Source organism: Streptomyces sp. NPDC127084 (assembly GCF_042724175.1).
Classification (GTDB): domain Bacteria; phylum Actinomycetota; class Actinomycetes; order Streptomycetales; family Streptomycetaceae; genus Streptomyces.
Genome location: NZ_JBHXFA010000118.1, coordinates 1 through 18,577, shown reverse-complemented (window position 1 = coordinate 18,577; position 18,577 = coordinate 1). Strand labels below are relative to the sequence as shown.

Annotated in this window: 19 protein-coding genes; all 19 read left to right on the top strand. The window is 69.2% G+C overall.

Going from position 1 to position 18,577, the window contains the following annotated elements:
* Window positions 1–413: 413 nt before the first annotated feature.
* On the top strand, window positions 414–1,505 hold the full coding sequence (locus ACFWI9_RS24480; protein ID WP_387165178.1) for an LCP family protein: 1,092 nt from the start codon (window positions 414–416) through the stop codon (window positions 1,503–1,505).
* A 253-nt stretch (window positions 1,506–1,758) separates the two neighbouring features.
* Window positions 1,759–1,983 carry a 50S ribosomal protein L31 gene (rpmE, locus tag ACFWI9_RS24475; protein WP_355833260.1) on the top strand — a complete coding sequence of 75 codons (225 nt, stop codon included), beginning with the start codon at window positions 1,759–1,761 and terminating at the stop codon, window positions 1,981–1,983.
* 169 nt (window positions 1,984–2,152) lie between these two features.
* Window positions 2,153–3,226, top strand: coding sequence for a peptide chain release factor 1 (gene prfA, locus ACFWI9_RS24470; protein ID WP_387165176.1), 1,074 nt, complete (start codon window positions 2,153–2,155; stop codon window positions 3,224–3,226).
* 139 nt (window positions 3,227–3,365) lie between these two features.
* Window positions 3,366–4,247, top strand: coding sequence for a peptide chain release factor N(5)-glutamine methyltransferase (gene prmC, locus ACFWI9_RS24465; protein ID WP_387165174.1), 882 nt, complete (start codon window positions 3,366–3,368; stop codon window positions 4,245–4,247).
* A 154-nt stretch (window positions 4,248–4,401) separates the two neighbouring features.
* Entirely contained in the window at window positions 4,402–5,049 is a 648-nt protein-coding gene (locus ACFWI9_RS24460) for an L-threonylcarbamoyladenylate synthase (RefSeq protein ID WP_387165172.1), read from the top strand.
* 31 nt (window positions 5,050–5,080) lie between these two features.
* Window positions 5,081–5,728, top strand: a complete 648-nt coding sequence (locus ACFWI9_RS24455) for a protein-tyrosine-phosphatase (protein WP_387165170.1) — start codon at window positions 5,081–5,083, stop codon at window positions 5,726–5,728.
* A 360-nt stretch (window positions 5,729–6,088) separates the two neighbouring features.
* Window positions 6,089–7,408 carry a serine hydroxymethyltransferase gene (glyA, locus tag ACFWI9_RS24450; RefSeq protein ID WP_387165169.1) on the top strand — a complete coding sequence of 440 codons (1,320 nt, stop codon included), beginning with the start codon at window positions 6,089–6,091 and terminating at the stop codon, window positions 7,406–7,408.
* 134 nt (window positions 7,409–7,542) lie between these two features.
* Window positions 7,543–8,949 carry an MraY family glycosyltransferase gene (locus ACFWI9_RS24445; protein ID WP_387165168.1) on the top strand — a complete coding sequence of 469 codons (1,407 nt, stop codon included), beginning with the start codon at window positions 7,543–7,545 and terminating at the stop codon, window positions 8,947–8,949.
* Window positions 8,950–9,267: 318 nt separating this feature from the next.
* A complete protein-coding gene (locus ACFWI9_RS24440; RefSeq protein ID WP_387165167.1) occupies window positions 9,268–9,705 on the top strand; it encodes a hypothetical protein in 438 nt (145 codons plus the stop codon).
* Between the two features lie 225 nt (window positions 9,706–9,930).
* Window positions 9,931–10,743, top strand: coding sequence for a F0F1 ATP synthase subunit A (atpB, locus tag ACFWI9_RS24435; RefSeq protein ID WP_387165166.1), 813 nt, complete (start codon window positions 9,931–9,933; stop codon window positions 10,741–10,743).
* 90 nt (window positions 10,744–10,833) lie between these two features.
* Complete coding sequence (gene atpE, locus ACFWI9_RS24430) at window positions 10,834–11,100, top strand: ATP synthase F0 subunit C (RefSeq protein ID WP_209496827.1); 267 nt, start codon at window positions 10,834–10,836, stop codon at window positions 11,098–11,100.
* 41 nt (window positions 11,101–11,141) lie between these two features.
* On the top strand, window positions 11,142–11,687 hold the full coding sequence (locus ACFWI9_RS24425) for a F0F1 ATP synthase subunit B (protein WP_338672985.1): 546 nt from the start codon (window positions 11,142–11,144) through the stop codon (window positions 11,685–11,687).
* Window positions 11,684–12,499, top strand: coding sequence for a F0F1 ATP synthase subunit delta (locus tag ACFWI9_RS24420; RefSeq protein WP_387165163.1), 816 nt, complete (start codon window positions 11,684–11,686; stop codon window positions 12,497–12,499). Before ACFWI9_RS24425 ends, ACFWI9_RS24420 begins: the two co-directional genes overlap by 4 nt.
* Window positions 12,500–12,637: 138 nt before the next feature.
* Window positions 12,638–14,236 (top strand): F0F1 ATP synthase subunit alpha, encoded by a 1,599-nt coding sequence (gene atpA / locus ACFWI9_RS24415; protein WP_387165162.1) that lies wholly within the window; start codon window positions 12,638–12,640, stop codon window positions 14,234–14,236.
* 20 nt (window positions 14,237–14,256) lie between these two features.
* Window positions 14,257–15,183: a F0F1 ATP synthase subunit gamma gene (locus ACFWI9_RS24410; protein ID WP_387165160.1), complete on the top strand. Its 927-nt coding sequence runs from the start codon at window positions 14,257–14,259 to the stop codon at window positions 15,181–15,183.
* Entirely contained in the window at window positions 15,183–16,628 is a 1,446-nt protein-coding gene (gene atpD, locus ACFWI9_RS24405) for a F0F1 ATP synthase subunit beta (RefSeq protein WP_387165159.1), read from the top strand. Before ACFWI9_RS24410 ends, atpD begins: the two co-directional genes overlap by 1 nt.
* Window positions 16,629–16,784: 156 nt before the next feature.
* Entirely contained in the window at window positions 16,785–17,156 is a 372-nt protein-coding gene (locus tag ACFWI9_RS24400) for a F0F1 ATP synthase subunit epsilon (RefSeq protein ID WP_387165158.1), read from the top strand.
* A gap of 195 nt (window positions 17,157–17,351) precedes the next feature.
* Window positions 17,352–17,798, top strand: a complete 447-nt coding sequence (locus tag ACFWI9_RS24395) for a DUF2550 domain-containing protein (RefSeq protein WP_387165156.1) — start codon at window positions 17,352–17,354, stop codon at window positions 17,796–17,798.
* 83 nt (window positions 17,799–17,881) lie between these two features.
* On the top strand, window positions 17,882–18,577 hold a 696-nt coding region (locus ACFWI9_RS24390), incomplete at its 3' end, for a 4'-phosphopantetheinyl transferase family protein (protein WP_387165155.1).

Genomic DNA, 18,577 nt, shown 5'->3' with positions numbered 1-18,577 from the left:
CCCCACACGTCGGTCGGGCGGGCCGGCCGCCCCCGGCCGCGGCCCGCGGCCCCCCGCCCCCCCCCCCCCCCGCCGCCCCCCCCCCACCGCCGTTTTCCGGCCGTTTCCCGCAGCCCGCATGGGACGTTCGCCACACACCGCTCCCCGGAGTCCGCCGGGGACAGGTGGCCGTCGCCCTGCGGAACGCCATGGAACCCGCAGGTGAACGAGGGGCTGTGCACGCCGTTTCACAAGGAACGCACAGTTCCTTCTCTGCCGGTGGCCATGTCACTCCCACGGGCCTCATAAGTCCCTGTGCAACCCTTCTCGTCGCCTGGCCGTCATACAAGTGGCGTAACAAAATTTGACATGGCGGACAAACCATGCCGGAACGCGACGGCGAGGGCAGAGGACCGACGAGGACTCGAGGGGATATGGCCGACGAGAGCAAAGGCAGTCGAATACGCGCGACCGGCAAGCGCCGCAAGCGGCCCACGGGGCGGCGCCGCGCCGTGACGGCCACCGCCTGGGTGGCGGGCGGTCTGGTGCTCGCCGGCGGATCCGGTCTGGGATATCTCTACTTCAAGCTCAACGGCAACATCCAGGGCGTCGACATCAACGCCCAGCTCGGCACGGACCGTCCCGACGACGTGGACAACGGATCGATGGACATCCTTGTCCTGGGCTCCGACTCCCGCGCCGGCGACAACTCCAAGTACGGTACGGACGAGGGCAGCGCCCGCTCCGACACCGCGATGATCGTGCACGTCTACGAGGGCCACAAGAAGGCCGCGGTCGTCTCCGTGCCCCGCGACACCCTCATAGACCGCCCGGACTGCACCGACGGCGACGGCAACGACGTACGGGGCCAGTCCCGCGCCATGTTCAACACGGCGTACCAGGTCGGCGGGCCCGCCTGCGCGGTCAAGACCGTCGAGCAGATGTCCGGCATCCGCATGGACCACTACATAGAGGTCGACTTCAGCGGCTTCCAGGAGATCATCGACGAGCTCGGCGGCGTCAAGGTCACCACCAACAAGGCGATCAAGGACAGCAAGAGCCATCTCGACCTCGAACCCGGCACCCACACCCTCGACGGCGAGCAGGCGCTTGCCCTCGTCCGCACCCGCAAGACCGTCGGCGACGGCAGCGACCTGGGGCGCATCCAGCTCCAGCAGGCGTTCATCAAGGCGCTGATCCAGCAGGTCAAGAGCGTCGGCGTGCTCAGCAGTCCGGACAAGCTCTACGGCCTCGCCGACAGCGCCACCAAGGCGATCACCCCCGACTCGGATCTCGACTCGGTCCCGGAGCTCACCGGCTTCGCGCGCGGCCTCAAGGGGCTCGGCGCCGACGACGTCAACATGATCACGTTGCCGGTCCAGTACGACAAGATCGACCCCAACCGGGTGAGCCCGCTGGAAAAGCAGTCCCAGCAGGTCTGGAAGGCCCTCGCAGCGGACCAGCCGATCCCCGCTTCCGCGACCAAGGGCGCCGCAGAGGGCCAGGCCGCGGACGTCGTGAAGTAGCCCGCGCGGGTAGTCCTGGTCGTGGCGGATCAGGTCGGGGGCCGGCCTGCCGGCCGTCCCGGACGGCCGGCCGGACGGGTCCGGGCGCCGGGGAGGGCGGGCCGGGCGATCGGTCCGGAAGCCGGGAATACCCGCGGCCCCACCCCGGTTTTGGGAGATACGGCCGGTCCTGGCAGACTGGTACGTCGGCCCCGGTTCACGTACCCGCATCCCGCGCGTGCGACCCGGTGCCCTCCCGAATCTAGGAGACACCTTGAAGCGCGACATCCACCCCGAGTACGTCGAGACCCAGGTGAGCTGCACCTGCGGCGCGTCGTTCACCACCCGCAGCACGATCGACAGCGGCACCATCCGCGCCGAGGTCTGCTCCGAGTGCCACCCGTTCTACACGGGCAAGCAGAAGATCCTCGACACCGGTGGCCGTGTGGCCCGCTTCGAGGCCCGCTTCGGCAAGGCTGCCGGCTCCGCCAAGAAGTAGCGAGCCACTGCGCCGGTTCCCGGCTGCCCCCGCGCGGGCGGCCGGGACCGGCGCTTTGCCGTCCCCGCCCCCGCGGGGCCGGGATGCCTGGGAAACCACCCCCGGACCGGCGACAGCGTCATCCCGCAGCACCCCCGCAGCACTTTCGTACGCATACCAGGAGCCCCCGATGTTCGAGGCGGTCGAGGAACTGATCGGCGAGCACGCCGATCTCGAGAAGAAGCTCGCCGATCCTTCGGTCCACGCCGACCAGGCCAACGCGCGCAAGCTCAACAAGCGCTACGCCGAGCTGACCCCGATCGTCGCCACGTACCGCTCCTGGAAGCAGACCGGGGACGACATCGAGACCGCCCGCGAGCTCGCCCACGACGACCCCGACTTCGCCGCTGAGGTCAAGGAGCTGGACAAGCAGCGCGAGGAGCTCACCGACAAGCTGCGGCTGCTGCTCGTCCCGCGCGACCCCAGCGACGACAAGGACGTCATCCTGGAGATCAAGGCGGGTGCCGGCGGTGACGAGTCGGCGCTGTTCGCCGGCGATCTGCTCCGCATGTACCTGCGCTATGCCGAGCGCGTCGGCTGGAAGACCGAGATCATCGACGCCACCGAGTCCGAACTCGGCGGCTACAAGGACGTCCAGGTCGCCGTGAAGCTGAAGGGCAACGCGACCCCCGAGCCCGGCCAGGGCGTCTGGGCCCGGCTGAAGTACGAGGGCGGCGTGCACCGGGTGCAGCGGGTGCCGGCCACCGAGTCGCAGGGCCGTATCCACACCTCCGCCGCAGGCGTGCTGGTCACCCCGGAGGCCGAGGAGGTCGAGGTGGAGATCAACCCCAACGACCTGCGGATCGACGTCTACCGCTCGTCGGGGCCCGGCGGGCAGTCCGTCAACACCACCGACTCCGCGGTGCGCATCACGCATGTCCCGACCGGAGTCGTCGCGTCCTGCCAGAACGAGAAGAGCCAGCTCCAGAACAAGGAGCAGGCCATGCGTATCCTGCGCTCCAGGCTGCTCGCCGCAGCGCAGGAGGAGGCCGAGCGCGAGGCCGCCGACGCCCGGCGCAGCCAGGTGCGCACGGTGGACCGCTCCGAGAAGATCCGTACATACAACTTCCCGGAAAACCGCATCTCGGACCACCGCGTCGGATTCAAGGCGTACAACTTGGACCAGGTGCTCGACGGGGAGCTGGACGCGGTGATCCAGGCCTGTGTCGACGCCGACTCCGCGGCGAAGCTCGCCGCCGCGTAAGCGGTACGAGGCGGCGGCGGGCGATTCGAGAACGTCCGTGTCCGGCTGCCGGGCGAGCGAGTGCCGGCAGAGCACGACAGGCAAGACAGCAAGACAGGCAACACAGGCGAGACAGAACCGACCGGCCCGGAGGACCAGCGTGCAGTCGCTCCCGGGGGGACGACCCCCGTACCCCCGATCCCTGCTGCTTGCCGAAGTGGCCCAGGCCACCCAGCGGCTGGCCGACGCAGGCGTGCCCTCGCCACGTTTCGACGCGGAGGAGCTCGCCGCGTTCGTGCACGGCGTCAAGCGCGGCGAGCTGCACCTGGTCAAGGACGCGGACTTCGACGCCCGCTACTGGGAGGCGGTCGCCCGCCGGGAGGCCCGCGAGCCGCTCCAGCACATCACCGGACGGGCCTTCTTCCGCTATCTGGAGCTCCAGGTGGGTCCCGGCGTGTTCGTGCCACGCCCCGAGACCGAGTCGGTCGTCGGCTGGGCCATAGACGCCGTGCGGGCGATGGACGTGGTCGAGCCGCTGGTCGTGGACCTGTGCTCGGGCTCCGGAGCCATCGCGCTCGCCATCGCGCAGGAGGTGCCGCGCTCCCGGGTGCACGCCGTGGAACTGTCGGACCAGGCGATCGACTGGACCCGCAAGAACGCCGAGGGCTCCCGGGTCACCGTGCACCACGGGAACGCGCTCGGCGCACTGCCCGAGCTCGACGGCCAGGTCGACCTGGTGATCTCCAATCCTCCGTACATCCCGCTCACGGAGTGGGAGTACGTCGCTCCCGAGGCACGCGACCACGACCCGCAGATGGCGCTCTTCTCCGGTGAGGACGGGCTGGACACCATCCGCGGTATCGAGCGCACCGCCCACCGGCTGCTGCGTCCCGGCGGCCTCGTCGTCGTGGAGCACGCGGACACCCAGGGCGGCCAAGTGCCGTGGATCTTCAACGAGGAGTCCGGCTGGGCGGACGCGGCCGACCACCCGGACCTGAACAACCGCCCGCGGTTCGCGACCGCGCGCAAGGCGACGCCATGACCCACCTGTGCCTGTCGGAGACCGCGTGCGGGCCCCGAGGAACGTGGGGGCTCACGCCCCGAAGGCAGGGGGCGGGCCGGGCACGATCGACTGTCGACGCACGCTGGAGCGCCTCGGAGGTAGACCGAGTGCTCGAAATGAAGGAGGCCCGCTGATGGCTCGGCGATACGACTGCAACGACGCGACCGATCGCACCACCGGTCTGCGCGAGGCGGCATCGGCTGTGCGCCGCGGTGAGCTGGTGGTGCTGCCCACCGACACCGTGTATGGCATCGGCGCGGACGCGTTCAGCGGTGAGGCCGTCAGCGATCTGCTGGACGCCAAGGGCCGTGGCCGCAACATGCCCACGCCCGTGCTCATCGGCTCGCCGAACACCCTGCACGGTCTGGTCACCGACTTCTCGGAGAAGGCGTGGGAGCTTGTCGACGCCTTCTGGCCGGGCGCGCTGACGCTGGTCGCCAGGCACCAGCCGTCGCTGCAGTGGGACCTCGGTGACACCCGGGGCACGGTCGCCATCCGGATGCCGCTGCACCCGGTCGCGATCGAGCTGCTCACGGAGGTCGGCCCGATGGCGGTGTCCTCCGCGAACCTGACCGGCCACCCGGCGCCGGAGGACTGCGACGCCGCCCAGGGCATGCTCGGCGACTCCGTGTCCGTCTACCTCGACGGCGGCCCGACTCCCGGCATCGTGCCGTCCTCGATTGTCGACGTCACGGGGAAGGTGCCGGTCCTGCTGCGGGCCGGGGCGCTTGAGGCGGACGAGCTGCGGAAGGTGGTACCCGACCTCGAGGTGGCTCCATGAGCGCGGCGTCGCACGGCCGGGGACCGGCCCAGTGACCCCCTCTGAGGAGCGTGGCATAGGTCCGGTGAACGGCGGCGACACCTTCAGGATCCTCCACGTCAGCACGGGCAACGTCTGCCGCTCGCCGATCACCGAGCGGCTGACGCGGCATGCCCTCCGCGACCGCCTGGGAGACCTGTCGGCGGGCGGGCTGATCGTGGAGAGCGCGGGCACCTGGGGGCATGAAGGCGCGCCCATGGAGCCGAACGCCGAGACGGTCCTGGCCGACTTCGGCGCCGACCCGAGCGGCTTCACCGGGCGGGAGCTGCTCGACGAGCACGTCATCCGCGCCGATCTGGTGCTGACGGCGACCCGTGACCACCGGGCGCAGGTCATTTCCATGGGCCACTCCGCCGGACTGCGCACGTTCACGCTGAAGGAGTTCACACGGCTCGTTCGGGCGATAGATCCGGCGACGCTGCCGGACCCGCGCAGCGACGGTTTCGTGGAGCGGGCCAGGGCTCTGGTCCGCGCAGCGGCGGCGTTGCGCGGCTGGCTGCTCGCGCCGAGCGCGGAGGCGGACGAGGTGTACGACCCGTACGGGGCGCCGATCACGTTCTTCCGCTCGATCGGCGACGAGATCAACCAGGCGCTTGACCCGGTGGTGACGGCACTGACCGGCGTGCCCGCGAGCCGCTGACAGGGGAGCCTGCGAGCGCCGGCGGCGTACCGGCGCCTGCGTCAGGGCGGATCGCCTGGCTTCGCGCGCGGCGGGGGCCGGCCCGGGTCGGTTCGGGAACCGGTGCGGAAGGTGCCGTCGAGCCCTTGGGCCACACGGCATACGCCTTGAGGCCTGACGTGGAAGGGCTCGGACAGGACCCGGACCCGCCCGGAGCGGGACCAGCGTAAAGGCGCTGTCGAGCCCCTGCGGCGCCCGCGTGCGCCTTTACGCGCGGGGAGGCAGGACCCGGACCGGCGGAAACCGGCGGAACAGTGCGCGGACGGGCCGACAGCGGCCTACATTGGATCGCACCAGCCCATCTGATGCCCGGAGCACACCATGCCGGTCAGCAGCAGCACCGAAGCCTCAGCCGCGCCGGTCACGCAGGCCGAACCGACGGCCGAACCGACGGCGGCGCTCGACGCCGCCCGCTCTCCCGGACTCGCGGCGCTGCGCCGCCAGGACCCGGAGATCGCCGAGGTCATCCTGGGCGAGACCGCGAGGCAGACCGACTGCCTGCAGCTCATCGCCGCCGAGAACTTCACTTCACCCGCTGTGCTCGCCGCACTCGGCTCACGGCTCGCCAACAAGTACGCCGAGGGCTACCCGGGCATGCGCTACCACGGTGGCTGCGAGTTGGTGGACGCTGCCGAGCGCATCGCCATCGACCGTGCGAAGGCGCTGTTCGGCGCCGGCCACGCGAACGTACAGCCGCACTCGGGCTCGTCCGCCGTGCTCGCCGCGTACGCCGCGCTGCTGCGCCCCGGGGACACCGTGCTGGCGATGGGGCTGGCCTTCGGTGGGCACCTCACGCACGGCTCTCCGGCGAACTTCTCGGGCCGCTGGTTCGACTTCGTCCCGTACGGGGTGGACGCGGAGACCGGACTGCTCGACTACGACCAGGTGCGCGCCCTGGCGCGGGAGCACCGGCCCAAGGCGATCGTCTGCGGGTCGATCTCGTATCCGCGCCACCCCGACTACGCCGAGTTCCGCGCGATCGCCGACGAGGTGGGTGCCTATCTGATCGTGGACTCCGCCCATCCGATGGGCCTGATCGCCGGGGGTGTGGCACCGAACCCCGTGCCCTACGCGGACGTCGTATGCGCCACGACACACAAGGTGCTTCGCGGTCCGCGCGGAGGGATGCTGCTGTGCGGAAGCCATCTCGGCGAGCGCATCGACCGGGCGGTCTTCCCGTTCACCCAGGGCGGCGCCCAGATGCACACCATCGCCGCCAAAGCCGTCGCGTTCGGCGAGGCGGCGACGCCGGGGTTCGCCGAGTACGCCCGCAAGGTCGTGGCCAATGCCCGGGTGCTGGCCGCCGCACTGGCCGACGAGGGCTTCGCCATCACCACAGGGGGCACCGACACCCACCTGATCATGGCGGATCCCGCCCCACTGGGCGTGGACGGGCGCGTGGTCCGGGGCAGGCTCGGAGCCGCCGGGATGGTCCTGGACACATGTGCGCTGCCGTACGGCGACGGGCGCGGGGTCCGGCTGGGCACCGCGGCCGTCACCACCCAGGGCATGGGCGAGGCGGAGATGGTCCGGATAGCGGCCCTGTTCGCCCTGGCGCTACGGGCGCCCGGGGGTGCCGACGAGGCCAGGCGGGTGCGCGAAGAGGTGCGGGAGCTGACCGGGCGCTTCCCGCCCTGTTGAGCCCGGCGCGGGCGCGGATCGGGCCGGAGCCAGGCCGGATGCAACCGTTCTCACCTTCCCGAAGTCCTCACCCACAAGGCCAACAAAGCTAGGGTGTGAGGCTGAGATGGCCAGCGATACCTGTGGGGCAGCCCGTGCGTGATTACCTGCTGACGCTCTGTATCACGGCGGCGGTGACCTATCTGCTCACCGGTCCGGTGCGGAAGTTCGCCATCGCGACCGGAGCGATGCCGGAGATCCGCGCCCGTGACGTACACCGAGAACCGACTCCGCGGCTCGGTGGAATCGCCATGTTCTTCGGCCTGTGCGCGGGGCTGCTGGTCGCGGACCACCTGACCAACCTCAACACCGTCTTCGAGCTGTCCAACGAGCCGCGTGCCCTGCTTTCGGGCGCCGCGCTGATCTGGCTGATCGGTGTGCTCGACGACAAGTTCGAGATTGACGCGCTGATCAAACTGGGCGCTCAGATGATCGCCGCGGGTGTGATGGTCGTCCAGGGTCTGACGATTCTCTGGCTGCCCATCCCGGGCATCGGCACGGTCGCGCTCACCCAGTGGCAGGGCACCCTGCTCACCGTCGCCCTGGTGGTCATCACCATCAACGCGGTGAACTTCGTGGACGGTCTGGACGGCCTCGCCGCGGGCATGGTGTGCATCGCCACCGCGGCGTTCTTTCTGTACGCGTACCGCATCTGGTATGGCTACACGATCGAGGCCGCCGCGCCCGCGACCCTCTTCGCCGCGATCCTGATGGGCATGTGCCTGGGCTTCCTGCCGCACAACATGCACCCCGCGCGGATCTTCATGGGCGACTCCGGCTCGATGCTGATCGGTCTGGTGCTGGCGGCGTCCGCGATCTCGGTGACGGGCCAGGTGGACCCGGACGCGCTGAAGCTGTTCGAGGGCGGCACCCGCGAGGCCACCCACGCGGCGCTGCCGGTCTTCATCCCGCTGCTGCTGCCGCTGACGATCATCGCGATCCCGCTCGCCGATCTGCTGCTGGCGATCGTCCGCCGGACCTGGAACGGAAAGTCGCCGTTCGCCGCCGACCGCGGCCATCTGCACCACCGGCTGCTGGAGATCGGGCACTCGCACAGCCGTGCTGTGCTGATCATGTACTTCTGGTCGGCGCTGATCGCCTTCGGGGTTGTCGCCTATTCGGTGCACTCGGCGTCGATGTGGATCGTGCTGGGCATCGTGGGGCTGAGCGCCGTCGGCCTTGTGCTTCTGCTGCTGCCCCGCTTCACGCCCCGCGCCCCTCGGTGGGCGGAGGCGTTCGTACCGCCGCGCTACCGTCGGCGCCGCGAGCAGCCGGTGCTGTCCGCCGCCGTGCCGCCCCACGGCGAGGAGCGGTCCGAAGAGCCGTCCGACACCCTGCCCCCGTACGAGGCTGAGCCGGCTGGGATCACTTCCTCCGTGCTCGATGGGACGGACACCGCGGCCAGCGAGCGGGTCCCTGTCCCGGCCGGCATCAACGGAGCGACAGCCATCGGCGCCCGATCGCGCTTCACGGACCGGCGTAAGGCGGGAACGCCCGGTTGACGTAGGAGGCGGCAACGCGAGCCGGAAAGGGTGCTGTGGCGGCGGTGGGGGATCGCTCCCCACAGTTCGATTGCCCCCAATACCAGACAAAAGCTCCCGCTGTCGTGCACACACGCGCGGGGTCACTCTCATGTGTGAGAGTTGGCACACCTCTGGGTAAAGACCTATTCAAATAGTTTGTGATACCGTTCACGAGAACCGGATACAGAGCCGAAGGTCCGTAGTGCGACGGCCCTTTGGCCCCGAGACTCGCCTCGGACCGGCTCTACGCTCGTCCATGACGACACCACTGCCCCCACCATCAGCGGAGCTGCCGCCATGCTGTCCAACGACGCCCGCACCGTCCTCCTCGCCGCCGTACCCACCGCTGCCGCAGGCGTCATCGCCGCGGTCGTGAGCGGGGTGGTCGCCGGGGGAAAGGGTGCCGTCGGAGCGGTCGTCGGCACCCTGGTGGTGATCACCTTCATGGGCGCCGGCATGGTGGTCCTCCAGCGCACCGCCAAACACTTCCCGCACCTCTTCCAGGCGATGGGGCTGCTGCTCTACACGGCTCAGCTGCTGCTGCTGTTCGTGTTCATGGCGGTGTTCCGGGACACCACGCTGTTCCACTCGAAGGCCATGGCCTTCACCCTGCTCGCGGCAACCGTTGTCTGGGTCACCGCGCAGGCGCGTGCCTACATGAAGGCCAAGATTCTTTACGTCGACCCGCAGTCCTCGACGGCCGGAAGGCCCGAGAAGACTGGGTCGACGGCATGAGAGGTAGGGCCGGGATAAACCCCCGTTCACGATCCTGCTATCGTCCGGTGCCAACTGCGGCACTGCGGGCGCGGGCATCCGAGCTGACGCCTGTCCCAGCGCGAGGCTCGACGCCGAACCGCCGCCCCCTTACCTGTAAGAACAGTCCAGTGCCGACCCGCGGCTGCGTGCCGCGCCGACACAACGAGGTTGCCGTACCTATGCGCCACGCTGAAGGAGCCCGCGGTGAGTGCTGACCAGACGCTTGCCTTCGACGCGAGCTGCCACATCTTCACCGAATGTGGATTCCCTGCTCCGGGCCTGCACACCTTCCTGTATGAGCCCATCTTCACCGTGGGTGGCTTCGAGTTCAGCAAGCCGATGCTTCTCGCGCTGCTGAGCTCCATCGTGGTCGTCGGCTTCTTCTGGGCCGCGTTCGCCAAGCCGAAGATGGTCCCGGGCAAGCTCCAGATGGTCGGTGAGGCCGGATACGACTTCGTCCGCCGGGGCATCGTCTACGAGATCATCGGGAAGAAGGACGGCGAGAAGTACGTGCCGTTCATGGTCTCGTTGTTCTTCTTCGTGTGGATCATGAACCTCTGGTCCATCATCCCGCTCGCCCAGTTCCCGGTCACCTCGCTGATCGCCTTCCCGGCGGTCCTGGCGGCGATCGTGTACGTGATGTGGGTCAGCCTGACCTTCAAGAAGCACGGCTTCGTGGGCGGCTGGAAGAACATCCTCGGCTACGACGCGACGCTCCCCAAGGCCATCCTGCCGGTGATCATGGGCCTGGAGTTCCTCTCGAACCTCCTCATCCGGCCCTTCACCCACGCGGTCCGACTGTTCGCGAACATGTTCGCCGGTCACCTGCTGATCGTGATGTTCACCGTGGCCACGTGGTACCTGATGAACGGCCTCGGCTTCGTCTACGCCACGGCCTCCTTCGCCATGGTCCTCGTGATGACCGCCTTCGAGCTCTTCATCCAGGCCGTCCAGGCGTACGTCTTCGTGCTCCTGGCCTCCAGCTACATCCAGGGCGCGCTCGCCGAGCACCACTGAGCGACGGGCTCAGGCCCGGCCCGGTCCAAAACCAGCAGACGTCCGGTGGCCAACCCCCACCGGGTCATTGAAAGAGAAGGAAGTAACGGCATGTCCGCTGCTCTCGACATGATCAACCTCGCCGCCGCCGAAGGCTCCGCGAAGACGAACGTCGTCGGCAACGTCGCGTCGATCGGCTACGGCCTCGCTGCGATCGGCCCCGGCGTCGGCGTCGGCATCATCTTCGGTAACGGCACCCAGGCCCTCGCCCGTCAGCCCGAGGCGGCCGGCCTGATCCGCACCAACCAGATCATGGGTTTCGCCTTCTGTGAGGCGCTCGCCCTCATCGGCATCGTCATGGGCTTCGTCTACCAGTAAGCCGGACCGACAGCCCAACCCCTTTCACGGAAGGCACTGATGTGAACGCTCTGTTCCTTGCGGCCGCGGAGGAGCCTCAGAATCCTCTGATCCCGCATCTCGACGAGCTCGTCATCGGCCTGATCGCCTTCGTCATCGTCTTCGGCTTCCTCGCCAAGAAGCTTCTCCCGAACATCAACAAGGTTCTGGAGCAGCGCCGCGAGGCCATCGAGGGCGGCATCGAGAAGGCCGAATCGGCCCAGGTCGAGGCCCAGAGTGTGCTTGAGCAGTACAAGGCACAGCTGGCCGAGGCCCGCCACGAGGCCGCGCGTCTGCGCCAGGAGGCAACGGAGCAGGGCGCCGCGATCATCGCCGAGATGAGGGCGGAAGGCCAGCGTCAGCGCGAGGAGATCGTCGCCGCCGGCCACGCCCAGATCGAGGCGGACCGCAAGTCCGCGGCCACCGCGCTGCGCCAGGACGTCGGCAAGCTCGCCACCGACCTGGCCGGCAAGCTGGTGGGTGAGTCGCTCGACGACCACGCCCGCCAGAGCCGCACGATCGACCGCTTCCTCGACGAGCTCGAGGAGAAGGCCGAGGCCGCGCGATGAACGGAGCGAGCCGCGAGGCACTGGCTGCCGCGCGTGAGCGTCTCGACGCGCTGACCGACAACACGTCGGTCGACGCTGCGAAGCTCGCCGACGAGCTGGCCGCCGTCACCGCGCTGCTCGACCGCGAGGTGTCGCTGCGTCGGGTCCTGACCGACCCGGCGCAGGCCGGCGAGGCCAAGGCCGAGCTGGCCGCGCGACTGCTCAGCGGTCAGGTGGGCGGCGAGACCGTCGACCTGGTCTCCGGCATGGTCCGCTCCCGCTGGTCCCAGTCCCGGGACCTGGTGGACGCGACCGAGGAGCTGGCGAACACCGCCGACCTCGTCGCTGCTCAGCGGGCTGGTGCGCTGGACGAGGTCGAGGACGAACTGTTCCGGTTCGGCCGGATCGTCGCCTCCAGTTCCGACCTGAGGGCCGCGCTGGCAGACCGCTCCGCCACGGCGTCCGCGAAGGGCGGCCTGCTGCGCGGGCTGCTCGGCGGCAAGACCAACCCGGTCACCGAGCGTCTGGTGGTCCGCCTGGGCACCGCGCCCCGGGGACGTAGCCTGGAACAGGGACTCGACTCCCTTTCCAAGCTGGCCGCGGCGCGCCGCGACCGCGTGGTCGCCGTCGTCACCTCCGCGGTGCCGCTGAGCGATCAGCAGAAGCAGCGCCTCGGAGGCGTGCTGGCGCGGATGTACGGACGTGAGATGCACCTGAACCTGGACGTGGACCCCGAGGTCCTCGGCGGGATCTCGGTGCGGATCGGCGACGAGGTCATCGACGGCACGATCGCCGACCGGATCGCCGAGGCGCAGCGCCGTATCGGCGGCTGACCGGTCACCGCAAGGCGACCAGGCCACAACAGAAACACGCATGGCACAGCGGCCCAGTTGGGCCGCAGAGGATTCCTGGGGGTCGCCCCCAGACCCCCAAAGAAACTTCGGGCCCAACAAGGAGAGCAGGGAACCCAGATGGCGGAGCTCACGATCCGGCCGGAGGAGATCCGGGACGCGCTGGAGAACTTTGTCCAGTCGTACAAGCCGGACGCGGCCTCGCGCGAGGAGGTCGGTACGGTCAGCCTTGCCGGCGACGGCATCGCGAAGGTCGAGGGTCTGCCCTCGACCATGGCCAACGAACTGCTGCGGTTCGAGGACGGCACCCTCGGTCTCGCCCTCAACCTCGAGGAGCGCGAGATCGGTGCCATCGTTCTCGGCGAGTTCAGCGGTGTCGAGGAGGGCCAGCCGGTCCAGCGCACCGGCGAGGTGCTGTCCGTCGCCGTCGGCGAGGGCTACCTCGGCCGTGTGGTCGACCCGCTCGGCAACCCGATCGACGGCCTCGGCGAGATCGAGACCTCGGGCCGCCGCGCCCTCGAACTGCAGGCCCCCACGGTCATGCAGCGCAAGTCGGTGCACGAGCCCATGGAGACGGGCTACAAGGCCGTCGACGCGATGACCCCGGTCGGCCGTGGTCAGCGTCAGCTGATCATCGGTGACCGTCAGACCGGCAAGACCGCTCTGGCGATCGACACGATCATCAACCAGCGCGACAACTGGCGCTCGGGCGACGTGAACAAGCAGGTCCGCTGCATCTACGTCGCCATCGGCCAGAAGGGCTCCACCATCGCGTCCGTGCGCGGCGCGCTGGAAGAGGCCGGCGCCCTGGAGTACACGACCATCGTCGCCGCCCCGGCGTCCGACCCGGCCGGCTTCAAGTACCTGGCCCCGTACACCGGTTCGGCCATCGGCCAGCACTGGATGTACGAGGGCAAGCACGTCCTCATCATCTTCGACGACCTGTCGAAGCAGGCCGACGCCTACCGCGCCGTGTCGCTGCTGCTGCGCCGCCCGCCGGGCCGTGAGGCCTACCCGGGTGACGTCTTCTACCTGCACTCCCGTCTGCTGGAGCGCTGCGCCAAGCTCTCCGACGACATGGGTGCCGGCTCGATGACCGGTCTGCCGATCGTCGAGACCAAGGCCAACGACGTCTCGGCGTTCATCCCGACCAACGTCATCTCCATCACCGACGGCCAGTGCTTCCTGGAGTCCGACCTGTTCAACGCCGGCCAGCGCCCGGCTCTGAACGTCGGTATCTCGGTCTCCCGTGTCGGTGGCTCCGCCCAGCACAAGGCCATGAAGCAGGTCTCCGGCCGTCTTCGTGTGGACCTCGCCCAGTACCGCGAGCTGGAGGCGTTCGCCGCCTTCGGTTCCGACCTGGACGCCGCGTCGAAGTCCGCCCTGGAGCGCGGTAAGCGCATGGTCGAGCTGCTGAAGCAGGCGCAGTACGCCCCGTACTCCACCGAGGACCAGGTCGTCTCGATCTGGGCCGGTACCACCGGCAAGATGGACGACGTCCCGGTCGAGGACATCCGTCGCTTCGAGCGTGAGCTGCTGGACTACCTGCACCGCGAGCACGGTTCGCTGATGACCAGCATCCGTGAGGGCGGCAAGATGTCCGATGACACCCTGGCGAAGGTCGCGGACGAGATCGCCGCCTTCAAGAAGCAGTTCGAGACCTCGGACGGCAAGTTGCTCGGTGAGGACGCCCCGGCCGCCGTCAACGTCTCGAAGTGACGACGGAAGGGACCTGACTCATGGGAGCCCAGCTCCGGGTCTACAAGCGTCGCATCAAGTCGGTCACCGCGACGAAGAAGATCACCAAGGCGATGGAGATGATCTCCGCCTCGCGCATCGTCAAGGCGCAGCGCAAGGTGGCGGCATCCACGCCGTACGCGACCGAGCTGACCCGCGCGGTCACGGCGGTGGCGACCGGGTCGAACACCAAGCACCCGCTCACCACAGAGGCCGAGTCTCCGGTCCGTTCCGCGGTCCTGCTCATCACGAGCGACCGCGGTCTGGCCGGCGGCTACTCGTCCAACGCGATCAAGGCGGCTGCCCGGCTCACCGAGCGGCTGCGCGCGGAGGGCAAGGAGGTCGACACGTTCATCGTCGGCCGCAAGGGCGTGGCCTACTACGGGTTCCGTGAGCTCAAGGTCGCGGACTCGTGGACCGGATTCACCGACAACCCCTCGTACGCGAACGCCAAGGCGGTCGCGGCGCCCCTGATCGAGGCGATCGAGAAGGACACGGCCGAGGGCGGTGTGGACGAGCTCCACATCGTGTTCACCGAGTTCGTCTCGATGCTGACGCAGACCCCGGTGGACAACCGGCTGCTGCCGCTCAGCCTCGCCGAGAAGAAGGGCGAGGAGGCGGCGGAGACCACGAAGAGTGAGATCCTCCCGCTGTTCGACTTCGAGCCGTCGGCGGAGGACGTCCTCGACGCCCTTCTCCCGCGCTATGTCGAGAGCCGTATCTACAACGCCCTGCTCCAGGCGGCCGCGTCCGAGCACGCGTCCCGGCGCAAGGCGATGAAGTCGGCCACCGACAACGCCGGTGATCTGATCAACACGTACACCCGACTTGCCAATGCGGCCCGCCAGGCCGACATCACCCAGGAAATCAGCGAGATCGTCGGTGGCGCGAGCGCCCTGGCCGACGCGACCGCGGGGAGTGACTACTAATGACCACCACTGTTGAGCCGACCGCCGTGGCCACCGGCCGCGTCGCCCGGGTCATCGGCCCGGTCGTCGACGTGGAGTTCCCCGTCGACGCGATGCCGGAGATCTACAACGCCCTGAACGTCGACGTGCCGGACCCGGCCAACCCGGGTACCACCAAGACGCTGACGCTCGAGGTCGCGCAGCACCTCGGTGAGGGCGTTGTCCGCACCATCTCGATGCAGCCCACCGACGGCCTGGTCCGCCAGGCCCCGGTGACCGACACGGGCACGGGCATCACCGTCCCGGTCGGTGACTTCACCAAGGGCAAGGTGTTCAACACCCTCGGTGAGGTGCTGAACGAGCCCGAGGCCAACGGCCAGGAGACCGAGCGCTGGGCGATCCACCGCAAGGCCCCGAAGTTCGAGGACCTCGAGTCGAAGACCGAGATGTTCGAGACCGGCCTGAAGGTCGTCGACCTTCTCACCCCGTACGTCAAGGGTGGAAAGATCGGTCTGTTCGGTGGCGCGGGTGTGGGCAAGACCGTCCTCATCCAGGAAATGATCATGCGTGTGGCCAAGCTGCACGAGGGTGTTTCCGTGTTCGCCGGTGTCGGTGAGCGCACCCGTGAGGGCAACGACCTCATCGCGGAGATGGAGGAGTCCGGCGTTCTGGACAAGACCGCGCTGGTCTTCGGCCAGATGGACGAGCCCCCGGGCACCCGTCTGCGTGTCGCGCTGGCCGGTCTGACCATGGCGGAGTACTTCCGCGATGTGCAGAAGCAGGACGTGCTGTTCTTCATCGACAACATCTTCCGCTTCACCCAGGCCGGTTCCGAGGTGTCCACCCTGCTCGGCCGTATGCCGTCCGCGGTGGGCTACCAGCCGAACCTCGCCGACGAGATGGGCCTCCTCCAGGAGCGCATCACCTCGACCCGCGGTCACTCGATCACCTCGATGCAGGCGATCTACGTCCCCGCCGACGACCTGACCGACCCGGCGCCGGCCACCACCTTCGCCCACCTCGACGCGACGACGGTTCTGTCCCGTCCGATCTCCGAGAAGGGCATCTACCCCGCGGTGGACCCGCTGGACTCCACGTCCCGCATCCTGGACCCGCGCTACATCTCGCAGGACCACTACTCCGCCGCCATGCGCGTCAAGGGGATCCTGCAGAAGTACAAGGACCTCCAGGACATCATCGCGATCCTCGGTATCGACGAGCTCGGCGAAGAGGACAAGCTCGTCGTGCACCGCGCCCGTCGTGTCGAGCGCTTCCTGTCCCAGAACACCCACGCGGCGAAGCAGTTCACCGGCGTGGACGGTTCGGACGTGCCGCTGGACGAGTCGATCGCCGCGTTCAACGCGATCTGTGACGGCGAGTTCGACCACTTCCCGGAGCAGGCGTTCTTCATGTGCGGTGGCCTCGAGGACCTCAAGGCCAACGCGAAGGACCTCGGCGTTTCCTGAGTCCGCTGACGTAGCCGTGAGCTGACTGGTGAAGGGGGGCGGGTGCCGTCCCGCCCCCCTTCGCATTCCGCCCGGGCGTTTTCCGCGTCCGAGCCCTACTAGACTTATGACCCAACACCCGGCAGAACCGCCGGGTGGTGACCCGAGGAGCCACCCTTGGCTGCTGAGCTGCACGTCGAGCTGGTCGCCGCCGACCGCCAGGTCTGGTCCGGTGAGGCCACCCTGGTCGTCGCGCGCACCACGTCCGGCGACATCGGCGTCATGCCCGGTCACCAGCCGCTGCTCGGTGTGCTGGAGTCGGGCCCGGTGACCATCCGTACGAGCGAGGGAACGGTCGTCGCCGCTGTGCACGGCGGTTTCATCTCGTTCGCCGACGACAAGCTGTCGCTGCTCGCGGAGATCGCCGAGCTGGCTGACGAGATCGACCAGCAGCGCGCTGAGCGCGCGCTGGAGCGCGCCAAGGCCGACGACGACGCCGCCGCCGAGCGGCGCGCCGAGGTCCGGCTGCGCGCGGTCGCGGTGCACTAGCGTTCCGAGACCATGTACCACCCTCAGCCGCGGCCAGGCTGGACTTCTCCAGACCGGGCCGCGGCTGAGGCGATGCAAGTGCAGGAGCAAGTGCAAGCGCGGGTGTAGGCATATCCCCAGGCGTATTCCTGGGCGTGGACCGCACACTCGCGAGAACGCATACCGCTACGGGACGAAACGAGGAGGTCGGTGGAGATGGTCCTCGCTCTGCTCGTAAGCGGTCTGGCCGTCGCCCTGGTGTTGATCGGGCTCTTCGTCTTCGGTCTGCGCCGCAGGCTGATCCAGCGCTCGGGCGGCACGTTCGACTGCAGCCTGCGCTGGAACGTACCCGAGAAGGACGACCACTCCGGTAAGGGCTGGGTATACGGGGTCGCTCGCTACAGCGGTGACCGGATCGAGTGGTTCCGGGTCTTCTCGTACGCCCCGCGTCCCCGTCGGGTGCTGGAGCGGGCCGCGATCGAGGTGCTGGCGCGCCGACTGCCGGAGGGCGAGGAGGAGCTGGCGCTGCTCTCCGACGCCGTGATCCTCGGCTGTCTGCACCGGGGGACCCGGCTGGAGCTGGCGATGAGCGAGGACGCGCTCACCGGCTTCCTGGCGTGGCTGGAGGCGGCCCCTCCCGGCCAGCGCGTGAATGTGGCTTGAGCATTCCGGTGACGGGCACTCGGTGGTTGGGGTCCCCCATACGGAGTCTGGGGGAGTGGCTTGAAGAGGGCTGAGGTTTTCGGATGACCACCGATATCGCGCTGCTGGGGGCCGGGGAGTGCCATGTCTGGTCGGCCGAGGCCTGCTGGAAGCCCGAGCTGCTCGATCTGCTGGACGACGTCGAACGGGAGCGCTGCGCCCAGTTCCGTGTCGAAGGCGCCCGGGCGCTCTATCTGACCGCGCATGTGCTGGCCCGCCAGGTGGTCGGGGCCCAGCTCTCCATCGACCCGCGTGATGTCGTCATCGTCCCGGTGTGCAAGTACTGCGTCGAGCCCGGTGACCGTCCGCCGCACGGGAAGCCGACACTGCCCGGGACCTCGCTGGAGCTCTCGCTGTCCCACTCGGGGCAGCGGGTCATGGTCGCGCTGACGACCGCGGGCCAGGTCGGCGTCGACGTGGAGGAGATCACCGAAGGCCGGAGCCTGCCGCTGGACGTGCTCACCGCACGCGAGCGGGCCGAGCTGGAGCCGCTGGCGCCCGAGGAGCGTACCGCTGCCTTCATCCGCTACTGGGCCCGCAAGGAGGCCGTGCTCAAGGCCACCGGCGACGGGCTCATGGTGGAGCCCTCGGCGCTGACCGTCAGTGCCCCCGGCGTGCCCGCCCGGCTGCTGGAGTGGCGGGAGCGCCCCGAGCCGCCCCCGGCCCGGGGGGGGGGGGGGAGGGGGGCCGGGCGCGGCCCACGCCCCGCGCGCGCGAGCGCGGGGGCGGGCCCGCGCGCG

Bases quoted from the DNA above. Each gene is read 5' to 3' on its own strand.
- prfA (WP_387165176.1), top strand. From the start codon at position 2,153: ATGTTCGAGGCGGTCGAGGAACTGATCGGCGAGCACGCCGATCTCGAG.
- ACFWI9_RS24420 (WP_387165163.1), top strand. From the start codon at position 11,684: ATGAACGGAGCGAGCCGCGAGGCACTGGCTGCCGCGCGTGAGCGTCTC.
- ACFWI9_RS24440 (WP_387165167.1), top strand. From the start codon at position 9,268: ATGCTGTCCAACGACGCCCGCACCGTCCTCCTCGCCGCCGTACCCACC.
- glyA (WP_387165169.1), top strand. From the start codon at position 6,089: ATGCCGGTCAGCAGCAGCACCGAAGCCTCAGCCGCGCCGGTCACGCAG.
- atpD (WP_387165159.1), top strand. From the start codon at position 15,183: ATGACCACCACTGTTGAGCCGACCGCCGTGGCCACCGGCCGCGTCGCC.
- ACFWI9_RS24460 (WP_387165172.1), top strand. From the start codon at position 4,402: ATGGCTCGGCGATACGACTGCAACGACGCGACCGATCGCACCACCGGT.
- atpE (WP_209496827.1), top strand. From the start codon at position 10,834: ATGTCCGCTGCTCTCGACATGATCAACCTCGCCGCCGCCGAAGGCTCC.
- ACFWI9_RS24480 (WP_387165178.1), top strand. From the start codon at position 414: ATGGCCGACGAGAGCAAAGGCAGTCGAATACGCGCGACCGGCAAGCGC.
- atpA (WP_387165162.1), top strand. From the start codon at position 12,638: ATGGCGGAGCTCACGATCCGGCCGGAGGAGATCCGGGACGCGCTGGAG.
- ACFWI9_RS24395 (WP_387165156.1), top strand. From the start codon at position 17,352: ATGGTCCTCGCTCTGCTCGTAAGCGGTCTGGCCGTCGCCCTGGTGTTG.
- ACFWI9_RS24410 (WP_387165160.1), top strand. From the start codon at position 14,257: ATGGGAGCCCAGCTCCGGGTCTACAAGCGTCGCATCAAGTCGGTCACC.